At 35.8% G+C, this 18511-nt stretch carries 18 protein-coding genes and 2 riboswitches; of the genes, 13 read left to right on the top strand and 5 right to left on the bottom strand.

Features of this window, described 5'->3' with window-relative positions:
* The first annotated feature begins 5 nt into the window (after nucleotides 1-5).
* The 11 genes from DT250_RS10340 to glcK all read left to right on the top strand — a co-directional run bounded on the left by DT250_RS10340 (nucleotide 6) and on the right by glcK (nucleotide 11843).
* Nucleotides 6-2135: a peptidoglycan D,D-transpeptidase FtsI family protein gene (locus tag DT250_RS10340; protein WP_149213026.1), complete on the top strand. Its 2130-nt coding sequence runs from the start codon at nucleotides 6-8 to the stop codon at nucleotides 2133-2135.
* A 331-nt stretch (nucleotides 2136-2466) separates the two neighbouring features.
* Nucleotides 2467-3384, top strand: coding sequence for a phosphate ABC transporter substrate-binding protein PhoX (gene phoX / locus DT250_RS10345; protein WP_088064419.1), 918 nt, complete (start codon nucleotides 2467-2469; stop codon nucleotides 3382-3384).
* A gap of 27 nt (nucleotides 3385-3411) precedes the next feature.
* Nucleotides 3412-4362: a phosphate ABC transporter permease subunit PstC gene (gene pstC, locus DT250_RS10350; RefSeq protein WP_088064418.1), complete on the top strand. Its 951-nt coding sequence runs from the start codon at nucleotides 3412-3414 to the stop codon at nucleotides 4360-4362.
* Between the two features lies 1 nt (nucleotide 4363).
* Complete coding sequence (gene pstA, locus DT250_RS10355; RefSeq protein ID WP_001242549.1) at nucleotides 4364-5230, top strand: phosphate ABC transporter permease PstA; 867 nt, start codon at nucleotides 4364-4366, stop codon at nucleotides 5228-5230.
* A 28-nt stretch (nucleotides 5231-5258) separates the two neighbouring features.
* Nucleotides 5259-6074, top strand: coding sequence for a phosphate ABC transporter ATP-binding protein (gene pstB, locus DT250_RS10360; protein WP_000226689.1), 816 nt, complete (start codon nucleotides 5259-5261; stop codon nucleotides 6072-6074).
* Between the two features lie 165 nt (nucleotides 6075-6239).
* The gene (gene phoU, locus DT250_RS10365; protein ID WP_033657724.1) at nucleotides 6240-6896 is read left to right on the top strand and encodes a phosphate signaling complex protein PhoU; all 657 of its coding nucleotides are present in this window, start codon (nucleotides 6240-6242) and stop codon (nucleotides 6894-6896) included.
* Between the two features lie 384 nt (nucleotides 6897-7280).
* Nucleotides 7281-9635, top strand: coding sequence for a sugar phosphate nucleotidyltransferase (locus DT250_RS10370; protein WP_087985250.1), 2355 nt, complete (start codon nucleotides 7281-7283; stop codon nucleotides 9633-9635).
* 68 nt (nucleotides 9636-9703) lie between these two features.
* The gene (rpmG, locus tag DT250_RS10375) at nucleotides 9704-9853 is read left to right on the top strand and encodes a 50S ribosomal protein L33 (RefSeq protein WP_001265616.1); all 150 of its coding nucleotides are present in this window, start codon (nucleotides 9704-9706) and stop codon (nucleotides 9851-9853) included.
* 104 nt (nucleotides 9854-9957) lie between these two features.
* Nucleotides 9958-10536: a 5-formyltetrahydrofolate cyclo-ligase gene (locus DT250_RS10380; protein ID WP_088064416.1), complete on the top strand. Its 579-nt coding sequence runs from the start codon at nucleotides 9958-9960 to the stop codon at nucleotides 10534-10536.
* Between the two features lie 103 nt (nucleotides 10537-10639).
* Nucleotides 10640-10840: a YqgQ family protein gene (locus DT250_RS10385; RefSeq protein WP_000253699.1), complete on the top strand. Its 201-nt coding sequence runs from the start codon at nucleotides 10640-10642 to the stop codon at nucleotides 10838-10840.
* Nucleotides 10841-10859: 19 nt separating this feature from the next.
* Nucleotides 10860-11843: a glucokinase gene (glcK, locus tag DT250_RS10390; RefSeq protein ID WP_000391711.1), complete on the top strand. Its 984-nt coding sequence runs from the start codon at nucleotides 10860-10862 to the stop codon at nucleotides 11841-11843.
* Between the two features lie 80 nt (nucleotides 11844-11923).
* Here glcK and DT250_RS10395 read toward each other — a convergent pair whose 3' ends face one another.
* Nucleotides 11924-12097 carry a DUF2759 domain-containing protein gene (locus DT250_RS10395; RefSeq protein WP_000524847.1) on the bottom strand — a complete coding sequence of 58 codons (174 nt, stop codon included), beginning with the start codon at nucleotides 12095-12097 and terminating at the stop codon, nucleotides 11924-11926.
* Between the two features lie 170 nt (nucleotides 12098-12267).
* Here DT250_RS10395 and DT250_RS10400 point away from each other — a divergent pair, with 170 nt between their 5' ends.
* Complete coding sequence (locus DT250_RS10400) at nucleotides 12268-12897, top strand: MBL fold metallo-hydrolase (RefSeq protein ID WP_000871244.1); 630 nt, start codon at nucleotides 12268-12270, stop codon at nucleotides 12895-12897.
* A 9-nt stretch (nucleotides 12898-12906) separates the two neighbouring features.
* Nucleotides 12907-14019, top strand: coding sequence for a class I SAM-dependent methyltransferase (locus DT250_RS10405; RefSeq protein WP_149213027.1), 1113 nt, complete (start codon nucleotides 12907-12909; stop codon nucleotides 14017-14019).
* A 151-nt stretch (nucleotides 14020-14170) separates the two neighbouring features.
* Here DT250_RS10405 and DT250_RS10410 read toward each other — a convergent pair whose 3' ends face one another.
* The 4 genes from DT250_RS10410 to metI form a co-directional block, all read right to left on the bottom strand.
* A complete protein-coding gene (locus DT250_RS10410) occupies nucleotides 14171-14461 on the bottom strand; it encodes an ArsR/SmtB family transcription factor (RefSeq protein ID WP_000894375.1) in 291 nt (96 codons plus the stop codon).
* A gap of 433 nt (nucleotides 14462-14894) precedes the next feature.
* Nucleotides 14895-15407 (bottom strand): cysteine hydrolase family protein, encoded by a 513-nt coding sequence (locus DT250_RS10415; protein ID WP_149213028.1) that lies wholly within the window; start codon nucleotides 15405-15407, stop codon nucleotides 14895-14897.
* Between the two features lie 161 nt (nucleotides 15408-15568).
* The gene (gene metC, locus DT250_RS10420) at nucleotides 15569-16732 is read right to left on the bottom strand and encodes a cystathionine beta-lyase (protein WP_149213029.1); all 1164 of its coding nucleotides are present in this window, start codon (nucleotides 16730-16732) and stop codon (nucleotides 15569-15571) included.
* On the bottom strand, nucleotides 16729-17841 hold the full coding sequence (gene metI, locus DT250_RS10425) for a cystathionine gamma-synthase/O-acetylhomoserine thiolyase (RefSeq protein WP_088064411.1): 1113 nt from the start codon (nucleotides 17839-17841) through the stop codon (nucleotides 16729-16731). The genes metC and metI overlap by 4 nt, the downstream gene beginning before the upstream one ends.
* A gap of 243 nt (nucleotides 17842-18084) precedes the next feature.
* Nucleotides 18085-18194, bottom strand: a riboswitch (SAM riboswitch).
* 204 nt (nucleotides 18195-18398) lie between these two features.
* A riboswitch (SAM riboswitch) is annotated at nucleotides 18399-18508 on the top strand.
* Nucleotides 18509-18511 lie beyond the last annotated feature (3 nt).

Raw genomic sequence — 18511 nt, forward strand, 5'->3', positions numbered from 1 at the left:
TTTGTATGAGCAAGAAGCAGAAACAACAAAAGAAAAAGACTCACGTTCCTTTTCGGTTAAACGTGCTGTTTTTCTGCGTGTTTTTAATGTTCTCCGCGGTTATTGTAAGGCTTGGATATGTACAAATTGTTCGCGGTGAGGAATATAAGAATGAAGTGGAGAGGAAAGAGAACTCGACGATAAGTAATCCTGTACCACGTGGGAAAATATTTGACCGTTATGGGCGAGCTGTAGTAGATAATGCAGCTGTACGTACGATTACATTTACAAAAATGAAAGGATCAACTGCAGAGGCTCGCTTAGAAACAGCGAAAAAGCTGGCAGATTTGATTGAAGTACCGACAGATAAATTAACAGATCGTGATAAAAAAGATTATTGGCTTGCTATTCATAAAGAGGAAGCGAAAGAAAAAATTACGAATAAAGATCGTCAAGAGTTTAAAGATAAAAAAATTGACGATAAAGAATTAGACGAGCGTCAACGAAGTCGCGTGACGGAAGAAGAAGTGAATCAATTATCTGCAAAAGATTTAGAAATACTAGCAATTAAAAGCAAAATGGACGGCGGATATGCAATGACACCACAAGTCATTAAGAAGGATGCCACAGAAAAAGAATATGCGATTATTAGTGAAAAATTAGCGGAATTGCCAGGAGTAGATACGAGTGTCGATTGGGAACGAAAATATGCATATGATGGTGATTTATTCCGAAGTGTACTTGGCGGGGTGTCAACGTCTGATGAAGGTTTACCGAGAGAAAGACTAGATTACTATCTTGTTCGTGATTATAATCGAAATGAACGAGTAGGAAAAAGTTATCTTGAACAGCAATATGAAGATAGCCTACATGGTACGAAAGCGGAAGTGAAAAATATTACAGATAAAAACGGTAATATTTTAGAAACGATTAATGTATCAAAAGGGCAAAGTGGTAATGACCTGAATTTAACAATCGATATGGAATTACAAAAGCGTGTAGAAGAAATTATCACTAAAAATTTATTGAGATATAAAGGCGGACAACCTCTTTTAGATCGTGCGTTCGTTGTAATGATGAATCCGAAAAATGGTGAAGTTTTATCTATGGCTGGGAAACAGTTAGTGAATGAAAATGGCGAAACGAAAGTGCAAGATTTCGCATTAGGAACGATGACAAGTTCTTATCCGATGGGATCGACTGTCAAAGGTGCGACAGTACTTACAGGGTATCAAACAGGTGCGATTCAACCAGGTTCAGTTCAGCTTGATGAACCAATCAAATTAAAGGGAACGAAACAAAAAGCTTCGTGGAAGACGATGGGATATATTAATGATTTAACAGCATTAAAAATGTCTTCTAACGTATATATGTTTAAAACAGCGATGAATCTCGCAGGCGTTCAATATGTGAGAGGTGGTACGTTAGATATACCACAAAAAGCATTTGATACGATGCGTTATTATTTCGGACAGTTTGGACTTGGCGTAAAAACAGGTATTGATTTACCGAATGAATCTGCGGGTCAAACCGGTAGAGGAAATCAGCCAGGTTTCTTATTGGATTTATCAATTGGACAGTATGATACGTATACACCACTTCAATTAGCACAATATGTTTCAACAATTGCAAATGGTGGTTATCGTATGCAGCCGCAAGTTGTGAAAGAAATTCGTCAACCGGCAGCGAAACCAGACGAAGTTGGAAAAGTGGTTCATTCAATGGAACCGAAAGTGTTAAATCGTATTGATATGCCTGAATCACAAATTAAACGTGTTCAGGAAGGATTTAGACAAGTATTTAACGATTCTGGTGGTACAGCTGCGAAATACTTTACAGGCGCACAATATAAAGCTGCTGGTAAAACAGGTACAGCTCAAACTGTGTATGGCGGAGATAAAGAGATTGGTAGACAGGCAAACGGTGAGCGTAAAGAAACATATAACTTAACGTTAGTAGGTTATGCGCCACTTGAAGATCCTGAAGTAGCATTTTCTGTTGTTGTACCTTGGGTAGATGATAAATCAGGTATTAACGGATATATTAGCCGTGACATTATGGACGCGTACTTTGATTTGAAAAAAGTAGAAAATGGCGAAGTTTCAAAAGATGAAATAGATAATAAAAAGAAAAATAGAGATCAAGATGACGAATAAAAAAGTTGTAAAAAAAGCACACTATCTGAAAAGATAGTGTGCTTTTTTTTATGGTTCATGCATACGTTTTAATAAAGTGGACAAGCATATCATATCGGAAAATTAAGAGGCCTCACAAATGATATTTATGCCCCCCCTCTGGAGGATAACGGTTTTATGGACCAATCATTAGTGAAGATGAACGATGGCTACGGATTAAAGTTTTACTTAATGTTGATTCTTGTGGAACTTTACAAAACTTTTACAAACAATTAAAACCGAATTAATAGTTTAGCAGTATTCTTATATCTGTAATCCTGTTATTTCCGGTTACTTCTAGGAGGAAGAACACGTGAAATGGATAAGTGCATCGATTAAAGTTTTCATGCTGTCGACATGTTTTCTTTATGTTGGCACGTCTACTGTATTTGCTGTGAATGAAATGGGAGAAGTGAGAGTTGATGGATCCTCAACAGTTTTCCCTATTATAGAAGCAGTAGCGGAGGAATATACAAAGGCGCATCCAAACGTGAAAATTTCTATCAGTGTTTCTGGAACAGGAGGAGGATTTAATCGTTTCAGTAAAGGAGAAGTAGATATAAATAATGCTTCGAGAGCAATGAAACAAGTGGAAGAAAATGAAATGAAGAAAAACTCTATTCAGTTTACACCGTTTGAAGTCGCTTACGATGGTCTTACGATCGTTGTGAGTCGCCAAAATACTTGGGTAAACAATATGAAGGTAGACGAGTTACGTCTATTATGGAGTGAAGATGGAAACGAAAAGCGATGGTCACAAATTCATTCTTCATGGCCACGTGAACAGGTGAAGTTTTATGCGCCAGGTGTAGACTCTGGTACGTATGATTATTTTCAAAATGTCATCTTACAAAATAGTCGCATTGTAAAAAAAGTCTCTTTGTCTGAAGATGATCAAGTTATTATGCAAGGGGTAATGAATGATAAAAATGCCATTGCTTTTGTAGGATATGCTTATTATATGGCCAATCGAGATAAGGTGAGAGCAATAAAAGTGAATGGTGTACTTCCGACGAAAGATACCATTCAATCAGGTAAGTATAAGCCATTATCTAGGCCACTATTTGCTTATGTGAATGATGCATCTATCCGAAATAAAATGAATGTAGCAAATTATATTGAGTTTATGATTCAGCATGTTGGTAATCTCGCTGAAGAGGTTGGATATGTAAAATTACCAAAAGAAAAATATAATGAACAGCTGCGGATGTTAACAGAAATAAAAAGGTAATGTCAGGGTGGAAAGGGGTTTTCATCTTTGGCTCATAATGACAAAAGTCAAATTACATTTTCTGTACAAAATTTGATTGAAAGAAATACAAAACAAAGAAAAAAAACGCAGCGAATCAATCGAATAGTTCCGTTATTACTAAAAATAATTGCTAGCGTGTCTATTGTAACGACACTTGGAATTATTTTTACATTGGCAAATGAAACAATGATGTTTTTTCAAAAAATACCATTACACTCCTTTTTGACGGGAAAAGAATGGTTACCTTTTTTTGAAAATCCTAAATTCGGTATATTACCACTTATATGTGGAACGTTCCTTGTAACAGCAATTGCCATGTTCGTAGCAATTCCTATCGGTTTAGCGTGTGCCGTATTTTTAAGCGAATATGCTTCAAGCAGTGCAAGGAAAGTATTAAAACCGATGTTAGAACTATTAGCAGGTATCCCGACAATTGTATATGGTTTTTTTGCATTAACAGTTGTCACACCACTTTTACAACGGATTATACCAGATTTACAGTTTTTTAATGCGATTAGTCCAGGTATTGTTATTGGCTTTATGATGATACCGACAATTGCATCTCTATCTGAAGACGCGATGAGAGCTGTAGCGAAAGGAACGAAAGAAGCTTCGTTAGCACTTGGAGCAACTCGGTTTGAGATGGTAAAACAAGTCGTGTTTCCTTCGGCTTTTACAGGGATTATGGCAGCAATCCTATTAGCTGCTTCCAGAGCAATTGGCGAAACGATGATAGTTGTAATTGCAGCGGGATCCACGCCGAATGTATCGCTCGATCCGACACACTCTATTCAAACGCTAACAGCCTATATTGTGCAAGTGAGCTTAGGTGATGCTCCGCATGGAACAATTACGTATTACAGCATGTATGCTGTAGGCGCAACGTTATTCTTGTTTACTCTTATAATGAACATCATTTCACACTCTATTATGCGCCGCTTTAGGAGGGTGACATAATATGCGAATGTTGAATCATAAAAAAATACAAGAAAATATGGCATCACGTTTTTTAAAAGACCGAGTTTACAAGTTGTTATTTTATATAGCAATTTTGTTTTCAATAGTAATACTGCTTATTTTGCTTTTTCAAATTTTTGAAAAAGGTATAAGTTACCTTTCGTTAGATTTCTTTACAAACTTCGCTTCGCGTAATCCGAAAGAAGCTGGGATTGCTGCAGCTTTGTCAGGAACAATATTATTTATGAGTATTGTTATACCAGTCTCCTTTATATTTGGAGTTGGAACTGCTCTTTATTTGGAGCAATATGCGAAGGAATCTATATTTAAAAAGGTAATAGAAATTAATAATCAAACGTTAGCAGGAGTACCTTCCGTTGTATTTGGATTACTCGGCTTAACTATTTTTGTATATGCTCTTCATTTAGGAGAGAGTATTATTGCGGCGGCACTGACGATGAGTTTACTCGTTTTACCGACAGTTGTTGTAGCGAGTCAAGAAGCGATACGATCTGTACCAAGTTCATTATTAGAAGCCTCTTACGGATTAGGTGCTACGAAGTGGCAAACGATGTATCAAATTGTATTGCCATCTGCTTTCCCAGGAATTATAACGGGTTGTACGTTAGCGATATCAAGGGCGATTGGAGAAGCGGCACCGCTATTAGTTATCGGGGCACTTGCATTTGCAAATTATGTTCCATTTAGTATGTTTGATAGATTTACAGTTTTACCAATTCAAATTTTTAATTGGATGAGTAGACCGCAAGAAGAATTTCAGTATGTAGCAGCTGCTGGGATGATTGTTTTGTTAGGTTTATTACTCTTTATCAATATATTTGTCTTATGGTTACGAAATCGAAAATAAGTTGGAAATGGATGAAAGGGGAATTCAAATGGTAGCAACAGTAGTAAATGTACAGGTGAAAAACGAGGAGAAAATCGAGACTGCACCAAAGAAAGTAGTATTTGATACGAAAAACTTAAATTTATGGTACGGAGAAGACCATGCTTTAAAAGATATTAACTTAAGCATTCATGAGAATGAAGTTACAGCAATTATCGGGCCAAGTGGTTGTGGTAAATCAACGTACTTAAAAACATTAAATCGTATGGTAGAGTTAGTACCAATCGTGCGAACTACAGGTGTAATTGAATATAGAGAGCGCAATATATTTGAAAAATCATACCCAGTTGAAGAATTAAGAACTCATGTGGGAATGGTGTTCCAAAAGCCAAACCCATTTCCGAAATCTATTTATGAAAATGTAGCATATGGCCCGAAAATCCATGGTATTCGTGATAAAAAAACATTGGATGAAATTGTTGAAAAAAGTTTACGTGGAGCAGCGATTTGGGATGAGTTAAAAGATCGTTTGCATGATAATGCATACGGTTTATCTGGTGGACAGCAACAGCGTCTATGTATCGCACGTTGTTTAGCAATTGAACCAGACGTTATTTTAATGGATGAGCCAACATCGGCACTAGATCCAATTTCAACATTAAAAGTAGAAGAATTAATTCAAGAGTTAAAGAAAGACTTTAGTATTGTGATCGTAACGCATAACATGCAACAAGCGGCACGTATTTCAGATAAAACTGCTTTCTTCTTAAGTGGAGAAGTTGTGGAGTATACAGATACAAATAAATTATTTACGACACCTTCAGATAAGCGTACAGAAGATTATATTACAGGACGATTCGGTTGATATCGTTGCAAGGCTAAGAGCAAATACCCTCTTAACAGAGGGTATTTCTTATTTTTACCTCATTTAATTAGAGAAGTAATACTTCTCCTATCTTAAGGCTTATTACAAGTAGGCTAGGTAGGAGATCTATATATAATGGCACATAATATTGAGGGGGAAGAAACGATGGTAAGAGAACAGTTTCAATGTGATTTAAAAATGTTACAGCAAAAGGTGATTGAGCTTGGAGAGCTAGCGAGGGAAGCTTTATTGCTTGCTATGGAAGGTCTTCATAAAAGGGATGTAGAGAAAGCGTTAGAGGTAATAGATGGTGATTATCGTATGGATAATTTAGAAGAGGAAATAAATGATCTTGCGCTTATGCTTATTACGAAGCAGCAACCTGTAGCAAGTGATTTAAGAAGGATTTTCATTTCAATTAAAACAGCGACAGATTTAGAGCGTATTGCAGATCATGCTGTTAATATTGCGAAATCAACAATTCGTCTTGGGGAAAAAGAGGTGGTTGTTAGTTTGCACAATCTTGATGAAATGTTTGCAATTGCAAATAAGATGCTACAGTTAGCGCTAGAAGCATATGAGCAAGAAAATTTAACTTTTGCGAAACAAATTGCCGAAATGGATGATTCAGTTGATGAAATATATGGGAAAGCGATTCGTGAATTTATATCTTCAGTTCCAGAACAACCAGAAGCAATTACACAAATTACACAATTATCCTTTGTGGCGAGATATATCGAGCGTGTAGCAGATCATATTACAAATATTGCTGAAAATGTTTTTTATTTAGTAAAAGGAAAGCATTACTTATTAAATGAATAAAGAAAAAAGGCAGGTGAAACATCACCTGCTTTTTTTAGTCAAAACATGACAAAAAAAGCTCGTTGTTTCCTTTAGTTTATGATGATAAGATGTATCATAATATAATGGAAAAAATAGGACATATATGTTGTTCACTTATTAAGGGATATTTTACTAAGTTAATGGTAAGCGCTTTCTTTTGTGGTGTTGAAAAGGTACATGTATATAGGGAGTTTTACTGCCTGTAAAAGCCCGAGTCGAGTGGTCAAGGCTAATAATCAGTGGGAGATGCACAAAATCCCTACTAATTAAAGTTTCATTTTATACTGCTAGTTAATGCGGGGGAGATAATATACATATCGTATATGAAGTTACTGATCATTATATAAGTGGAGGCTGAAGTATATGAAGGGGGTTATTTTAGCTGGAGGAAAAGGACGACGCCTTAGACCATTAACATGTAATACTCCAAAGCCGATGTTACCGTTATTAGAAAAGCCAGTTTTGGAATACAATATTGAATTATTACGTCAGCATGGGATTCGTGAAATTGCAATTACTGTTCAGTATATGAGTACGGCCATTAAGCAATATTTTGGAGACGGTAGCAAATGGGGAGTTAACTTGTACTACTTTGAAGATTCTCCCCCGCTTGGAACCGCAGGGAGTATTAAACAAGCGGAAACATTTTTAGATGAAACGTTTGTTGTGATAAGCGGGGATGCGTTAACTGATTTTCAATTATCAGAAGGAATTACGTTTCATGAACAAAAGAAAAGAATGGTAACTATGTTTGTAAAGGAAGTAGAAAACCCACTCTCATTCGGTTTAGTTGTAATGAACAAAGAACAAGAGGTTACACGATATATAGAAAAACCGAGCTGGAATGAAGTAGTCTCTAATATTGTGAATACAGGTATATATATTATGGAGCCAGAAATTTTTTCTTACATACCGCCCCGAGAGTTTTTTGATTTCAGTCAAGATGTGTTTCCGCTCTTGGCAAATAAGAACGCGTTATTTGCATATTTGTCAGAAGGTTATTGGTTAGATATCGGTACATTTGATCAATATCGACAAGCACAATTTGATTTGTTAACGAAAAAATTGCAAGTACCTATTCCTTACACGGAAGTATTGCCGATGGTATGGATGGGGGAAGGTGTGACGATTGGAAAAGGAACGAAAATTCACGGTCCATCTTTTATTGGAGAAGGAGCAAAGATTGGTGTTGGAGCTGTAATTGAGCCATACTCTATTATCGGGAAAAATAGTGTTGTTTCAAGTTATTCTCATCTTCAAAAAAGTATTGTTTTTGCAAATGCGCACATTGGTCAGTATTGCGAGCTATTAGAAACGACCATAGGAGAGCATACAATGGTGGAAGATGACGTTACACTGTTTCAAAAAAGCATTGTAGCGGATCATTGTCATATAGGGAAAAGTACGGTAATTAAGCAAAAGGGAAAACTATGGCCATATAAGGCAATTGACAGCTATTCAGTAGTAGGATCGGCTGGTGTTCAAGAAAGTGAAAAGAGTGCAGGATGGTTGCAAAAAAGCCGCATTGTAGGAAGAGGTAATGTTGAAATCACTCCTCAATTTATTGTGAAGGTTGCGATGGCGTATGGATCTCTTTTTGCCAAAGGAGAAAGTATATTAATTGGGAGTCAAGAACATATAGAAACGACTTCTTATAAAAATCTCTTTCTTCATGCGATTCATGGTATCGGGGTTCATACGATGGAATGCAAAGAAATGAACGAATCGCTTTTTCAGTATAGCATTCAGGATTTACAATGTGCTGGTGGGGTTTTCATTCAAGTAGAAAATGAAAAAGAGGTTGTTATAAAGTTATATGGTAAGGATGGGGTACAATTAACGTATAAGCAGCAAAAAGCGATAGAACAAGTATATATGTCTGAGTCGTTTTATTACGTATGTGAGAAAGAAATGGGACGGAATAAGCTAGTCCACGTTTCTTTACATGATTATATAGAGGCTGTATTAGAGCGCGTTGATATTGAGAAAATACAAAAACAAAAGTTTCATCTTCTTATTAATAAGAGGAATGATATGTTACAACATTTATTGATGCTCTTTTTACAAAGGCTCGGATGCACAGTTACATGGATTTATGCGGGCGAACAAAAGGATCATGTGAAAGCTTTGATGAAATCAAGTAAAGCAAATATGGCACTTATGTTTTCAGAGCAAGGAAATTATTTCGAGTTATATGATAATCATAGTAATATTTACCAAGGAACAGATTTTGAAGAGGTGGATATTCCAGATTTATTACTTGAATCGGCAGGAAATATTTACCCGATGTCTTTGAAATTAGGAGAATGTTACCTTCTATTTTATACGCAGGATGAAAAAAAGTCGTTTCAAGCGAGATGGAAGCGAGATATTTTATATCGAATTGGAAAATTATTCGAGTTAATAGCATTGCAGGGGAAAACATTTCTCAGCATAGTAGAGCAATCACCGCCGCTCTATCTACTTTGTGATGAAGTTGTATGTTCATGGAATGAAAAAGGAAAAGTAATGAGGAAATTATTGGCTGATATGGAAAGAAAGGAAGAAGGTATATTTGAAGGAGTACAGTTCAAATATACCGAAAAAGAGTGGTCTTATATCGTTTCTGACACAAAACAACCGAAATTTTTAGTGTATTCGCATGCCAGAAACCCAGTAATAGCAAGGGAAAACATGAAAAATCTTATAGAAAAAATTAGACAATATCAAAAGGTGTAGAATTTTTATTTTAAAAGTGGTATTATAGTATAGTCTGATTTAAGTTATTAGTACTGGAGGGAATAAGAATGCGTGTGAATATTACTCTAGCATGTACAGAATGCGGAGATCGTAACTATATCTCAAAGAAAAACAAACGTAACAACGCTGAGCGTATCGAGCTTAAAAAGTATTGCAAGCGTGACAAGAAGTCTACGTTACACCGTGAAACAAAGTAAGCAGTAGGAATATTTTCCTACTGTTTCTTTTTTTATTCGATTCCTCTGTTAAAAGTGATACACTATCATCGTAGAGCAAAGTATCACTGTGAGGGGGAAAGTGTGTGAGAGAAGAGAAAGTACGTTTACGTAAACAAATAATAGAGCACATGAATTCTTTATCAGAAGAACGGTATACAACTTTATCAGAGCAAATTGCATTTTCGTTGTATGCGCAAAAAGAGTGGGCTGAAGCTAAAACAATTGGAATCACTCTCTCAATGGAAAATGAAGTGAATACATATGCTATTATCGAAAAAGCTTGGGAAGAAGGAAAGAAAGTTGTTGTTCCAAAGTGTAACAAAGGAACACGAACAATGTCTTTCCGGCAAATTAGTAATTTTGATCAATTAGAAATAGTGTATATGAATTTACGTGAACCAATTCCAGCGCGTACGGAAGAAGTGAATGCAGATGACATTGATCTTCAAATCGTGCCAGGCGTAGCTTATACAGAGCGAGGAGAACGGATTGGATATGGCGGTGGGTATTATGATCGTTATCTCGTGCATTATAAAGGGAAAACGCTATCATTAGCTTATAGTTTTCAAATAGTAGAACATATTCCAGTAGAGCCGTTTGATAAAAACGTAGAAAAAATTATTACAGAAAAAGGAACAGTGGTTAAAAATGGGCTTGTATAGACAAATAAAAATTGACGAGACTTTTTCTTCTTGATTATAATAAAATATGTGAACGTTTTCTTATTATAATTTTTTATAGTAAGTGAGCATAGAGGGTGATAAAATGGTATCTATTTATGATATTCAGCAATTGCTAAAGAAATTTGGTACGATTATTTATACGGGTGATCGAATTGCAGATTTACAATTAATGCAAGATGAATTGCGTGAATTAAATCAATCACAGTTAATCGATCCACAAGACTATCAAACAGCTTTATTTTTATTGAAGCAAGAAATTCAAAAAGAGCTAAATAAGAATTAGATAAAGGTAGGTAAGCAACATGGAAGAGAAATGGTTAGTTGGGGTTGACCTTGGTGGTACAACAATTAAATTAGCATTTATTAATGTGTACGGTGAAATTTTACATAAGTGGGAAATCCCTACGAATACAAATGAGCAAGGAAAACATATTACGCTTGATGTAGCGAAAGCTATTGATAAAAAGTTAGAAGAGTTAGGTGAATTGAAAAGCAAGTTAATCGGTATTGGTATGGGAGCTCCTGGTCCTGTACACGTGGCGTCTGGAATGATTTATGAAGCGGTCAATTTAGGATGGAAAAACTATCCGTTAAAAGATTTATTAGAAGTAGAAACAGGATTACCTGTTGTTATTGATAATGATGCAAACTTAGCAGCACTTGGTGAAATGTGGAAAGGTGCTGGTGAAGGAGCAAAAGATTTAATCTGTATGACACTTGGCACTGGTGTTGGTGGTGGTGTAATCGCCAATGGTGAGATTGTACACGGCGTAAGCGGAGCTGCTGGTGAGATTGGACATATTACAGTAGTTACAGAGAATGCTTTCCCATGTAATTGCGGGAAGTCTGGTTGTTTAGAAACTGTAGCATCTGCGACGGGTATTGTGCGTGTTGCTATGCAAAAAATACAAGAGACTAATAAAGAGAGTGTTCTACGTTCTATGTTAGCAGAAGAAGGGCGTATTACATCAAAAGATGTGTTTGAAGCACTTGGACAAGGTGACGAGCTAGCAGGCGAAGTAGTAGAAAAAGTAGCTTCTTATTTAGGGTTAGCTGTAGCGAACCTTGCTAGTACGTTGAACCCAGAGAAAATTGTTATTGGCGGGGGCGTGTCTAAAGCTGGAGATGCACTATTAGAGCCAATTCAACGTTATTTCGAGCAATATGCTTTCTCACGTGCTGTAAAGAGCACAAAGTTAGCGATTGCAATACTTGGTAATGATGCAGGTGTTATCGGAGGAGCTTGGCTTGTAAAAAAGCACAAATACGAAGCGAAGATGGTATAAGTTGTGAAATATGAAAAGAGGAAGGGGAAACCCTTCCTCTTTTTGTGTGAAATCTTGATGAAGAATAACATGTAAATGAATTAAGCTGCTGGTGGGTACCCGTTATATAGAACAGTCATGATTGTAAACCATCCGAAAACGAGTACAGTTGCAATTGCAAAGCCGCCCGCGAATAAGTTTTTTTCGCGAAGAGTTCTAAGCGTAGCGAATACAGCTAACAGAGTGACTAGCGCAAAAATAATAACAAGGCCCATACAATATCCTCCTCTGTCTACCCATTCCTTAATATGAGTTTTTAGAATATTAACTCTTTTATATTGTACATGTTTTAAAAATGATTGTCGAGATAGCATCCTTTCTTTTCCTAAGAGAAAAAAATGTTGTATCATTGAAAGTAAGTTTAATAATTGGAGGAGATTTTCATATGAAATGGATACAAATGCCGTTAGGCCCATTACAAACGAATGCTTATATTTTAACGAATGATCAAAATGAGTGTATTATCTTTGATCCTGGTCACGAAGGAGAGAAGCTCGTTACATATTTACAAGAAGAACAATTAAAGCCACTTGCTGTTTTATTAACACATGCTCACTTTGATCATATTGGTGCTGTTGACGCGGTAAGAGACGCTTTTCATATTCCTGTGTACGTACATAAAGAAGAAGCAGATTGGTTAGGCGATGCAACTGTAAATGGCTCTCAAATTTTTATGATGAATCGCAGTATTACAGCAAAACCAGCAGATCATATTATTGATGCAGAAGGTGCATTAGCAATTGGTTCATTTAATTTTGAGATTTTTGAGACGCCAGGACATTCTCCAGGCAGTATTTCTTATTATTGTAAAGAGGCGAATGCTGTATTTTCTGGTGATGTATTGTTCCAAATGAGCATCGGAAGAACAGATTTACCCGGTGGAAGTTTTGCTGAATTGATTGGAAGTATTGAAGAAAAATTATTTGTATTACCAGATGAAACAGCGGTGCTATGTGGACATGGTCCAGAAACAAGCATTGGTTTTGAAAAAGAAAATAATCCATTTTTACAGTAAGGAGCTAGTATGGAGATGGAGCTCATTTTAAAAGAATGGATGGAGAAAGAGAAGGATTATTCAATTTCATATAGTACGTATATGAACCTCGTATTGTACACAGAGGGACATGGCTATTATATGAAGGAACGTGAAAAAATTGGAAGACAAGGGGATTTTTTTACAAGTAGCAACGTATCCTCTGTTTTTGCAAAAACATTTGCTAAATTTTTTATTCGTCTTGTTGAAAATGGTGAAGTTGCTCCGAATATTTGTGAGATTGGTGGGGGAACAGGAAGGTTTGCCTATGATGTTTTACAAGAGTGGAAGCAAGTATCTCCAGAAACCTTTATTGATTTAAACTATTCAATGATTGAAATGAGCCCTTTTCATAGAAACTTACAGCAGAAAAATCTTTGTTCGTTTTCTAATGTGTCGTATTATACGTCGCATAGTGAAATGGGAGAATCGTTCGAAGGGATTCTTTTTTCGAATGAGTTATTTGATGCATTTCCTGTTGAAGTAATTGAGAAGAGAAATGGAATATTGTATGAAGTACGTGTTACGTACACAGAGGAAGGGAAACTCGCAGAAGTATGTAGACCGCTACAGAAAAGTATTGGTCGATACTTATTGAAATATAATATTCATCTTGCTGAAGGTCAGCGTTTTGAAGTGCCACTTGTGATGGAAGAATATATAGAAGAAATTGCGAAATGGTTTCAACGAGGTGTATGTATTACCGTTGATTATGGATACACAAAAGAAGAATGGATGCATCCTGCACATCAAGAAGGAAGTTTACGAGGATATTACGAGCATAAGTTAATCCGTAATCCTTTAGCGCATCCAGGTGAAATGGATCTTACTACTCATATTCATTGGGACGAGCTGAAAGAGATGTTTAGCCTGCAAGGCATGAATATAGTATGGCATAAGAAGCAATCTGAGTTTTTGTTAGCAGCAGGAATATTAGATCAGCTTACGGGTCACCAAGATCGAAATCCTTTTTCTGAAACTCAAAAACAAAATCGTGCAGTTCGTTCTATGATTTTGAGCGGAGGATTAGGGAGTGCATTTGATGTTGTGATACATACGAAACATATGCAACAGTTACACTTGAATCAGTATTTGAAAATATAAAAAAACAAGACACAGCATATTTCTGTGTCTTGTTTTTTAATACGACTTTTTAATTATGTAGCATCATATATTTTCTCTCATGATATATATTTATATTAAAGATATGAGATAAAAAATATAAAATACGCCCTTTTTCTCTGTTTATGAGCTCTTAACCTAATAATACGCGAACGAGTTGAATGATTGTCTCGTTTTCTACTTTGTAATAAATTTCTAATCCTTTTCTTTCACTGGAAACGATTTTAGCACTTTTTAATTTTGCTAAATGCTGTGAAATTGTAGATTGTGGCATATTTAAGCCAGTGTACATTGTAGAAACGTTGCTTGGACCACGTTCAATTAATCCTTTTACAATACATAAGCGAACAGGATGAGCAAGTACTTTCAATAATTCTGCATTGCTTTCATATAGTTCTATTTCTTTTTGAAAGGTTTCTAACATGTTCTTTTCCACCTCCGTGTGAGCTGTTATACCATACTATACATACCAAAAAATTAAAGAAAAGAAAACAGTTGTTGCAGAAAAAAAGTCCTAAAGTAAAGAAATTGTAAGAAAAGAGACCCTGATGTAAATAAAGTAGATAAATTTGCATGGTTTTGTAAAATGACATTTTTGGGTGAAAATTTCAATGCGTTTTAAAAATTGAAAGATATAGATATATTTGTAACACAATTTTATCATGATTTTCTTATTCTTTCAAATGAATATACAAAATTTTTAAAATAATAAGAAAAAGGAATTATAATGTTATATATAGAATATAAAACAGGTTAAAAGAAAAGAAGTTGAATGTAGTCAGCTTCTTTATGGTGATAACAAAATATTTGAGTATAGCTGATAAATTTTAGAATTACCAAGACATTAGTTATATATTCTAGATTTCATCTTTTATCAGCTTTAAAAATCTGCGGTTCCATATATTTTCATAAAAATCAATTGTCTCTTTTGCGGACATAAATGGATTATTTAACGTAGAGGTTGCTTTCTGTACCATGAAGTTTTCGTATTCTAGTCCATGGGAAAATTTAATCGTAGCATCCATACAGTACTCTGTTTGGGCACCACAAAATTCAATACGGTGTACAGATAATTGTTCTAAAATCTCTTTCAAGTTTGTTTTATAAAATGAATTGGCATGTGTTTTTCTTACAAAAAAATCTTGTTCCTGAACATCTAGATCAGCATGAATAGCCCAAAGTTCTTTTTCGGGTACTAAATCATCATCACAATGTTGAATAAAAATGATTGGTTTATTTGATTTTCTGTATGAAGGAATTCTTTTATTTACTTTTGTAAGTAAATTTTGTAAATCGAATAAATGCTCTTCGCTATAACATACTCCATTTTGTAAATCGATAACGATTAAAACATCTGCACAAGTATCCATTATTTTTGCCCCTGTTTTACTTCTTAATATATCAATTAATTCATTATTTAGAAATAGATGGTGCTCTTTCGTTTTTTTATGAACTATACGAAAAGTAAAAAATATACTTAATGGCATAAAACAGAAGATATGAAAAATTAATTTCATATCTTCTGTTCGTTCTATGCATTGACAGGTTCTTCTACATAAGAAAGGGCATTTTCAAAATCGGATATTAAATCGTCAACATTTTCAAGGCCGACAGATAACCGAAGTAATGAATTAGAAATCCCTCTTTCATCACGAGCTTCTTGCGACAGTGCTGCATGTGACATTTTAGCTGGGTAGGAAAGAATCGATTCGACAGCTCCTAAACTAACTGCAAAGACCGGTAATTTTACTTTTGATAAAAATTGGCGGAGTGCGTCTTCTGATTGTAAAGTGAAAGATAGGACAGCTCCGGCTGATGTAGCTTGAGATTGTTGAATATCAAATCCAAGATGTGTTTGTAAGCCAGGATAATAGACATTTTTAACTTTAGTGTGCTCTTGTAAATAATGTGCAATTTTATTGGCGTTTGCAGCTGAATGCTCAAGACGTACATGCAATGTTTTTAGACCGCGAAGTACGAGAGAACAATCTTGAGGACCTAAAATAGCGCCGAATGCATTTTGTAAAAATCCAAGTTTTTGAGCGAGTTCGGCATTTTTTACAACCGCTAATCCGGCAGTAACATCACTATGACCGGCAATGAATTTTGTGGCACTATGAAGAACGACATCGGCACCAAGATCAAGTGGTTTCTGGAATAGTGGTGTCAAAAATGTATTATCAACAAAAGTAAGGGCGTCAATAGATTTTGCAAGTTTAGAAACAGCACAAATATCTGTCACTTTTAAAAGTGGATTAGAGGGTGTTTCCACATAAAAGAGTTTTGTGTTTGGCTTAATGTTTTGCTTTATTTCTTCTACATTTGTCATATCAACAAATGTATGTGACACACCGTAACGGGAGAGCACTTCAGTTATAATTCGGTAAGTTCCTCCATATACGTCTTCTGAAATGAGTACGTGATCGCCTTGTGAAAGAAGGAGGAATGCAGTAGAAATCGCTGCAATTCCTGATGCGAAGGCAAATCCCTTTGTTCCTCCTTCTAATAAAGCAATGATATCTTCAAGAGCTTCACGAGTTGGATTACCAGAGCGACTATAGTCATATTTTCCGAACGTATCTACATCAAACTGGTGGAATGTTGATGTATTATAGATGGGAACGTTAACAGCTCCTGTTTGTGAGTCATGTTTATATTGGTTGTGCAGTAAGAGTGTATCTATAGAATAACTCATATTCTTACACCTTCTTTTACAAGTTTAATGGCTTGCTTTAAGTCTTGAATTAAATCGTTACTATTTTCAATGCCAACGGAAAATCGCAGAAGACGATTACATACACCGTTTGCTGTTCTGATTTCTTCAGGAATATCAGCGTGTGTTTGCGTTGCTGGATACGTCATTAAACTTTCAACACCACCAAGACTTTCAGCAAATGTAATTAAGGATAAAGATTGTAAGAATGGATTAATCCATGTTTCATCTTTCAGACGAAATGAGATCATGCCACCTCTTCCAGGATAAAATACATCTGTCACCCCGTCTTCATCATTTAAATAAGCAACAACTGCTTTTGCATTTTCTTCATGTTGTCTCATGCGAAGCGCTAACGTTTTCATACCACGAATTAATAGCCATGAGTCAAATGGACTTAAGACCGCACCAGAGGCATTATGATAATGAGCGATTTCCTCACAAAGTTCCTTTCCTTTTGCAACGACAAGTCCGCTTAGGACATCGTTATGTCCACCTAAATATTTCGTTGCGCTATGAAGTACAATGTTGGCACCTTCTGTTAATGGCTGCTGTATATAAGGCGTATAGAATGTGTTGTCTACAATAAGAAGTAGTCCGTGTCTTTTCGCTACAGTTGCGACAGCGGCAATATCAGTAACTTGCATTAACGGATTAGTTGGAGTTTCTATGAAAATAGCTTTCGTTTCAGTTGTGATAGCTTGCTCAATTTGTTTAATAGATTGTGTATTTACGTATCTACATCGAACATTCCACTTTTTTTCGTGCTCAGAAAATAATCGATAAGTGCCCCCGTATAAATCTTCGGATACAATAAGTTCATCTCCAGAACGGAATAGGGAGAGGACGAGGAGAACAGCTGCCATCCCTGAACTACAGGCATAACCTTGTTCACCATATTCTAAGTCTGCGATTGCCTGCTCTAAAAGACCACGAGTTGGATTGCCAGTTCGTGAATAGTCAAAGCCAGTAGAGTTACCAATTCCTTCATGACGATAAGCAGTTGAAAAATAAACAGGTGGGTTAACAGTTCCTGTTGTAGTTTCGCTCCGGTTTCCGATTTGTGCTAGTTTTGTTTCAATAGTTGACATGTGAAAATTCCTCCTTTTTAAATTAACAATTAAGTGAATGTAAAGTGAAACTTTAATCAGTGAGGGGGGCATCCCCCACTGATTATTAGCTCTCACCAATCGGGCTTTTACGGGCAGTCGATTCCCACCTAACTTCTTTGTTCTAGCTGAATTTTGAGTTGGGAATCTTACTGCCCTCAAATAGCGGGGTAAAATAAAAAAAGCCTTCTAAAGAAGAAGGCTTTCGGTTTGAATAGAGTCTTCTTCTCATCTGTCAAATCTTTCACAATTTGCTGGAATTAGCACCTTATTAACAAATGTTAATGGTTGCTGAGGCGTCATAGGGCCAGTCCCTCTACCTCTCTAGATAAGAATGTTCGTATGAAATTTTTATTATGTTTTTAACTTTACAACAAAAGATAATTGAATTGCAACTTTATTTTAAATAATTTTTATTTTTCCGCAAGTGTCATTGACTTTTGCATTTGTGCATGCTAAATTTATTAAAAAATTAACAAACATTGTTAAAAGGGGAACGTATTTCCTTTTAGCTACATAAATAAAATAATAAAGACAAACTCTTATTGAGAGCGGTGGAGGGAAAGGCCCTGTGAAACCCAGCAACCTTCAAACGAAATGTTTGAAACGGTGCTAATACCTGCAAAACGAATGTTTTGCATAATAAGAGGAG

Source organism: Bacillus sp. AR2-1, assembly GCF_008368755.1.
Lineage (GTDB): Bacteria > Bacillota > Bacilli > Bacillales > Bacillaceae_G > Bacillus_A > Bacillus_A wiedmannii.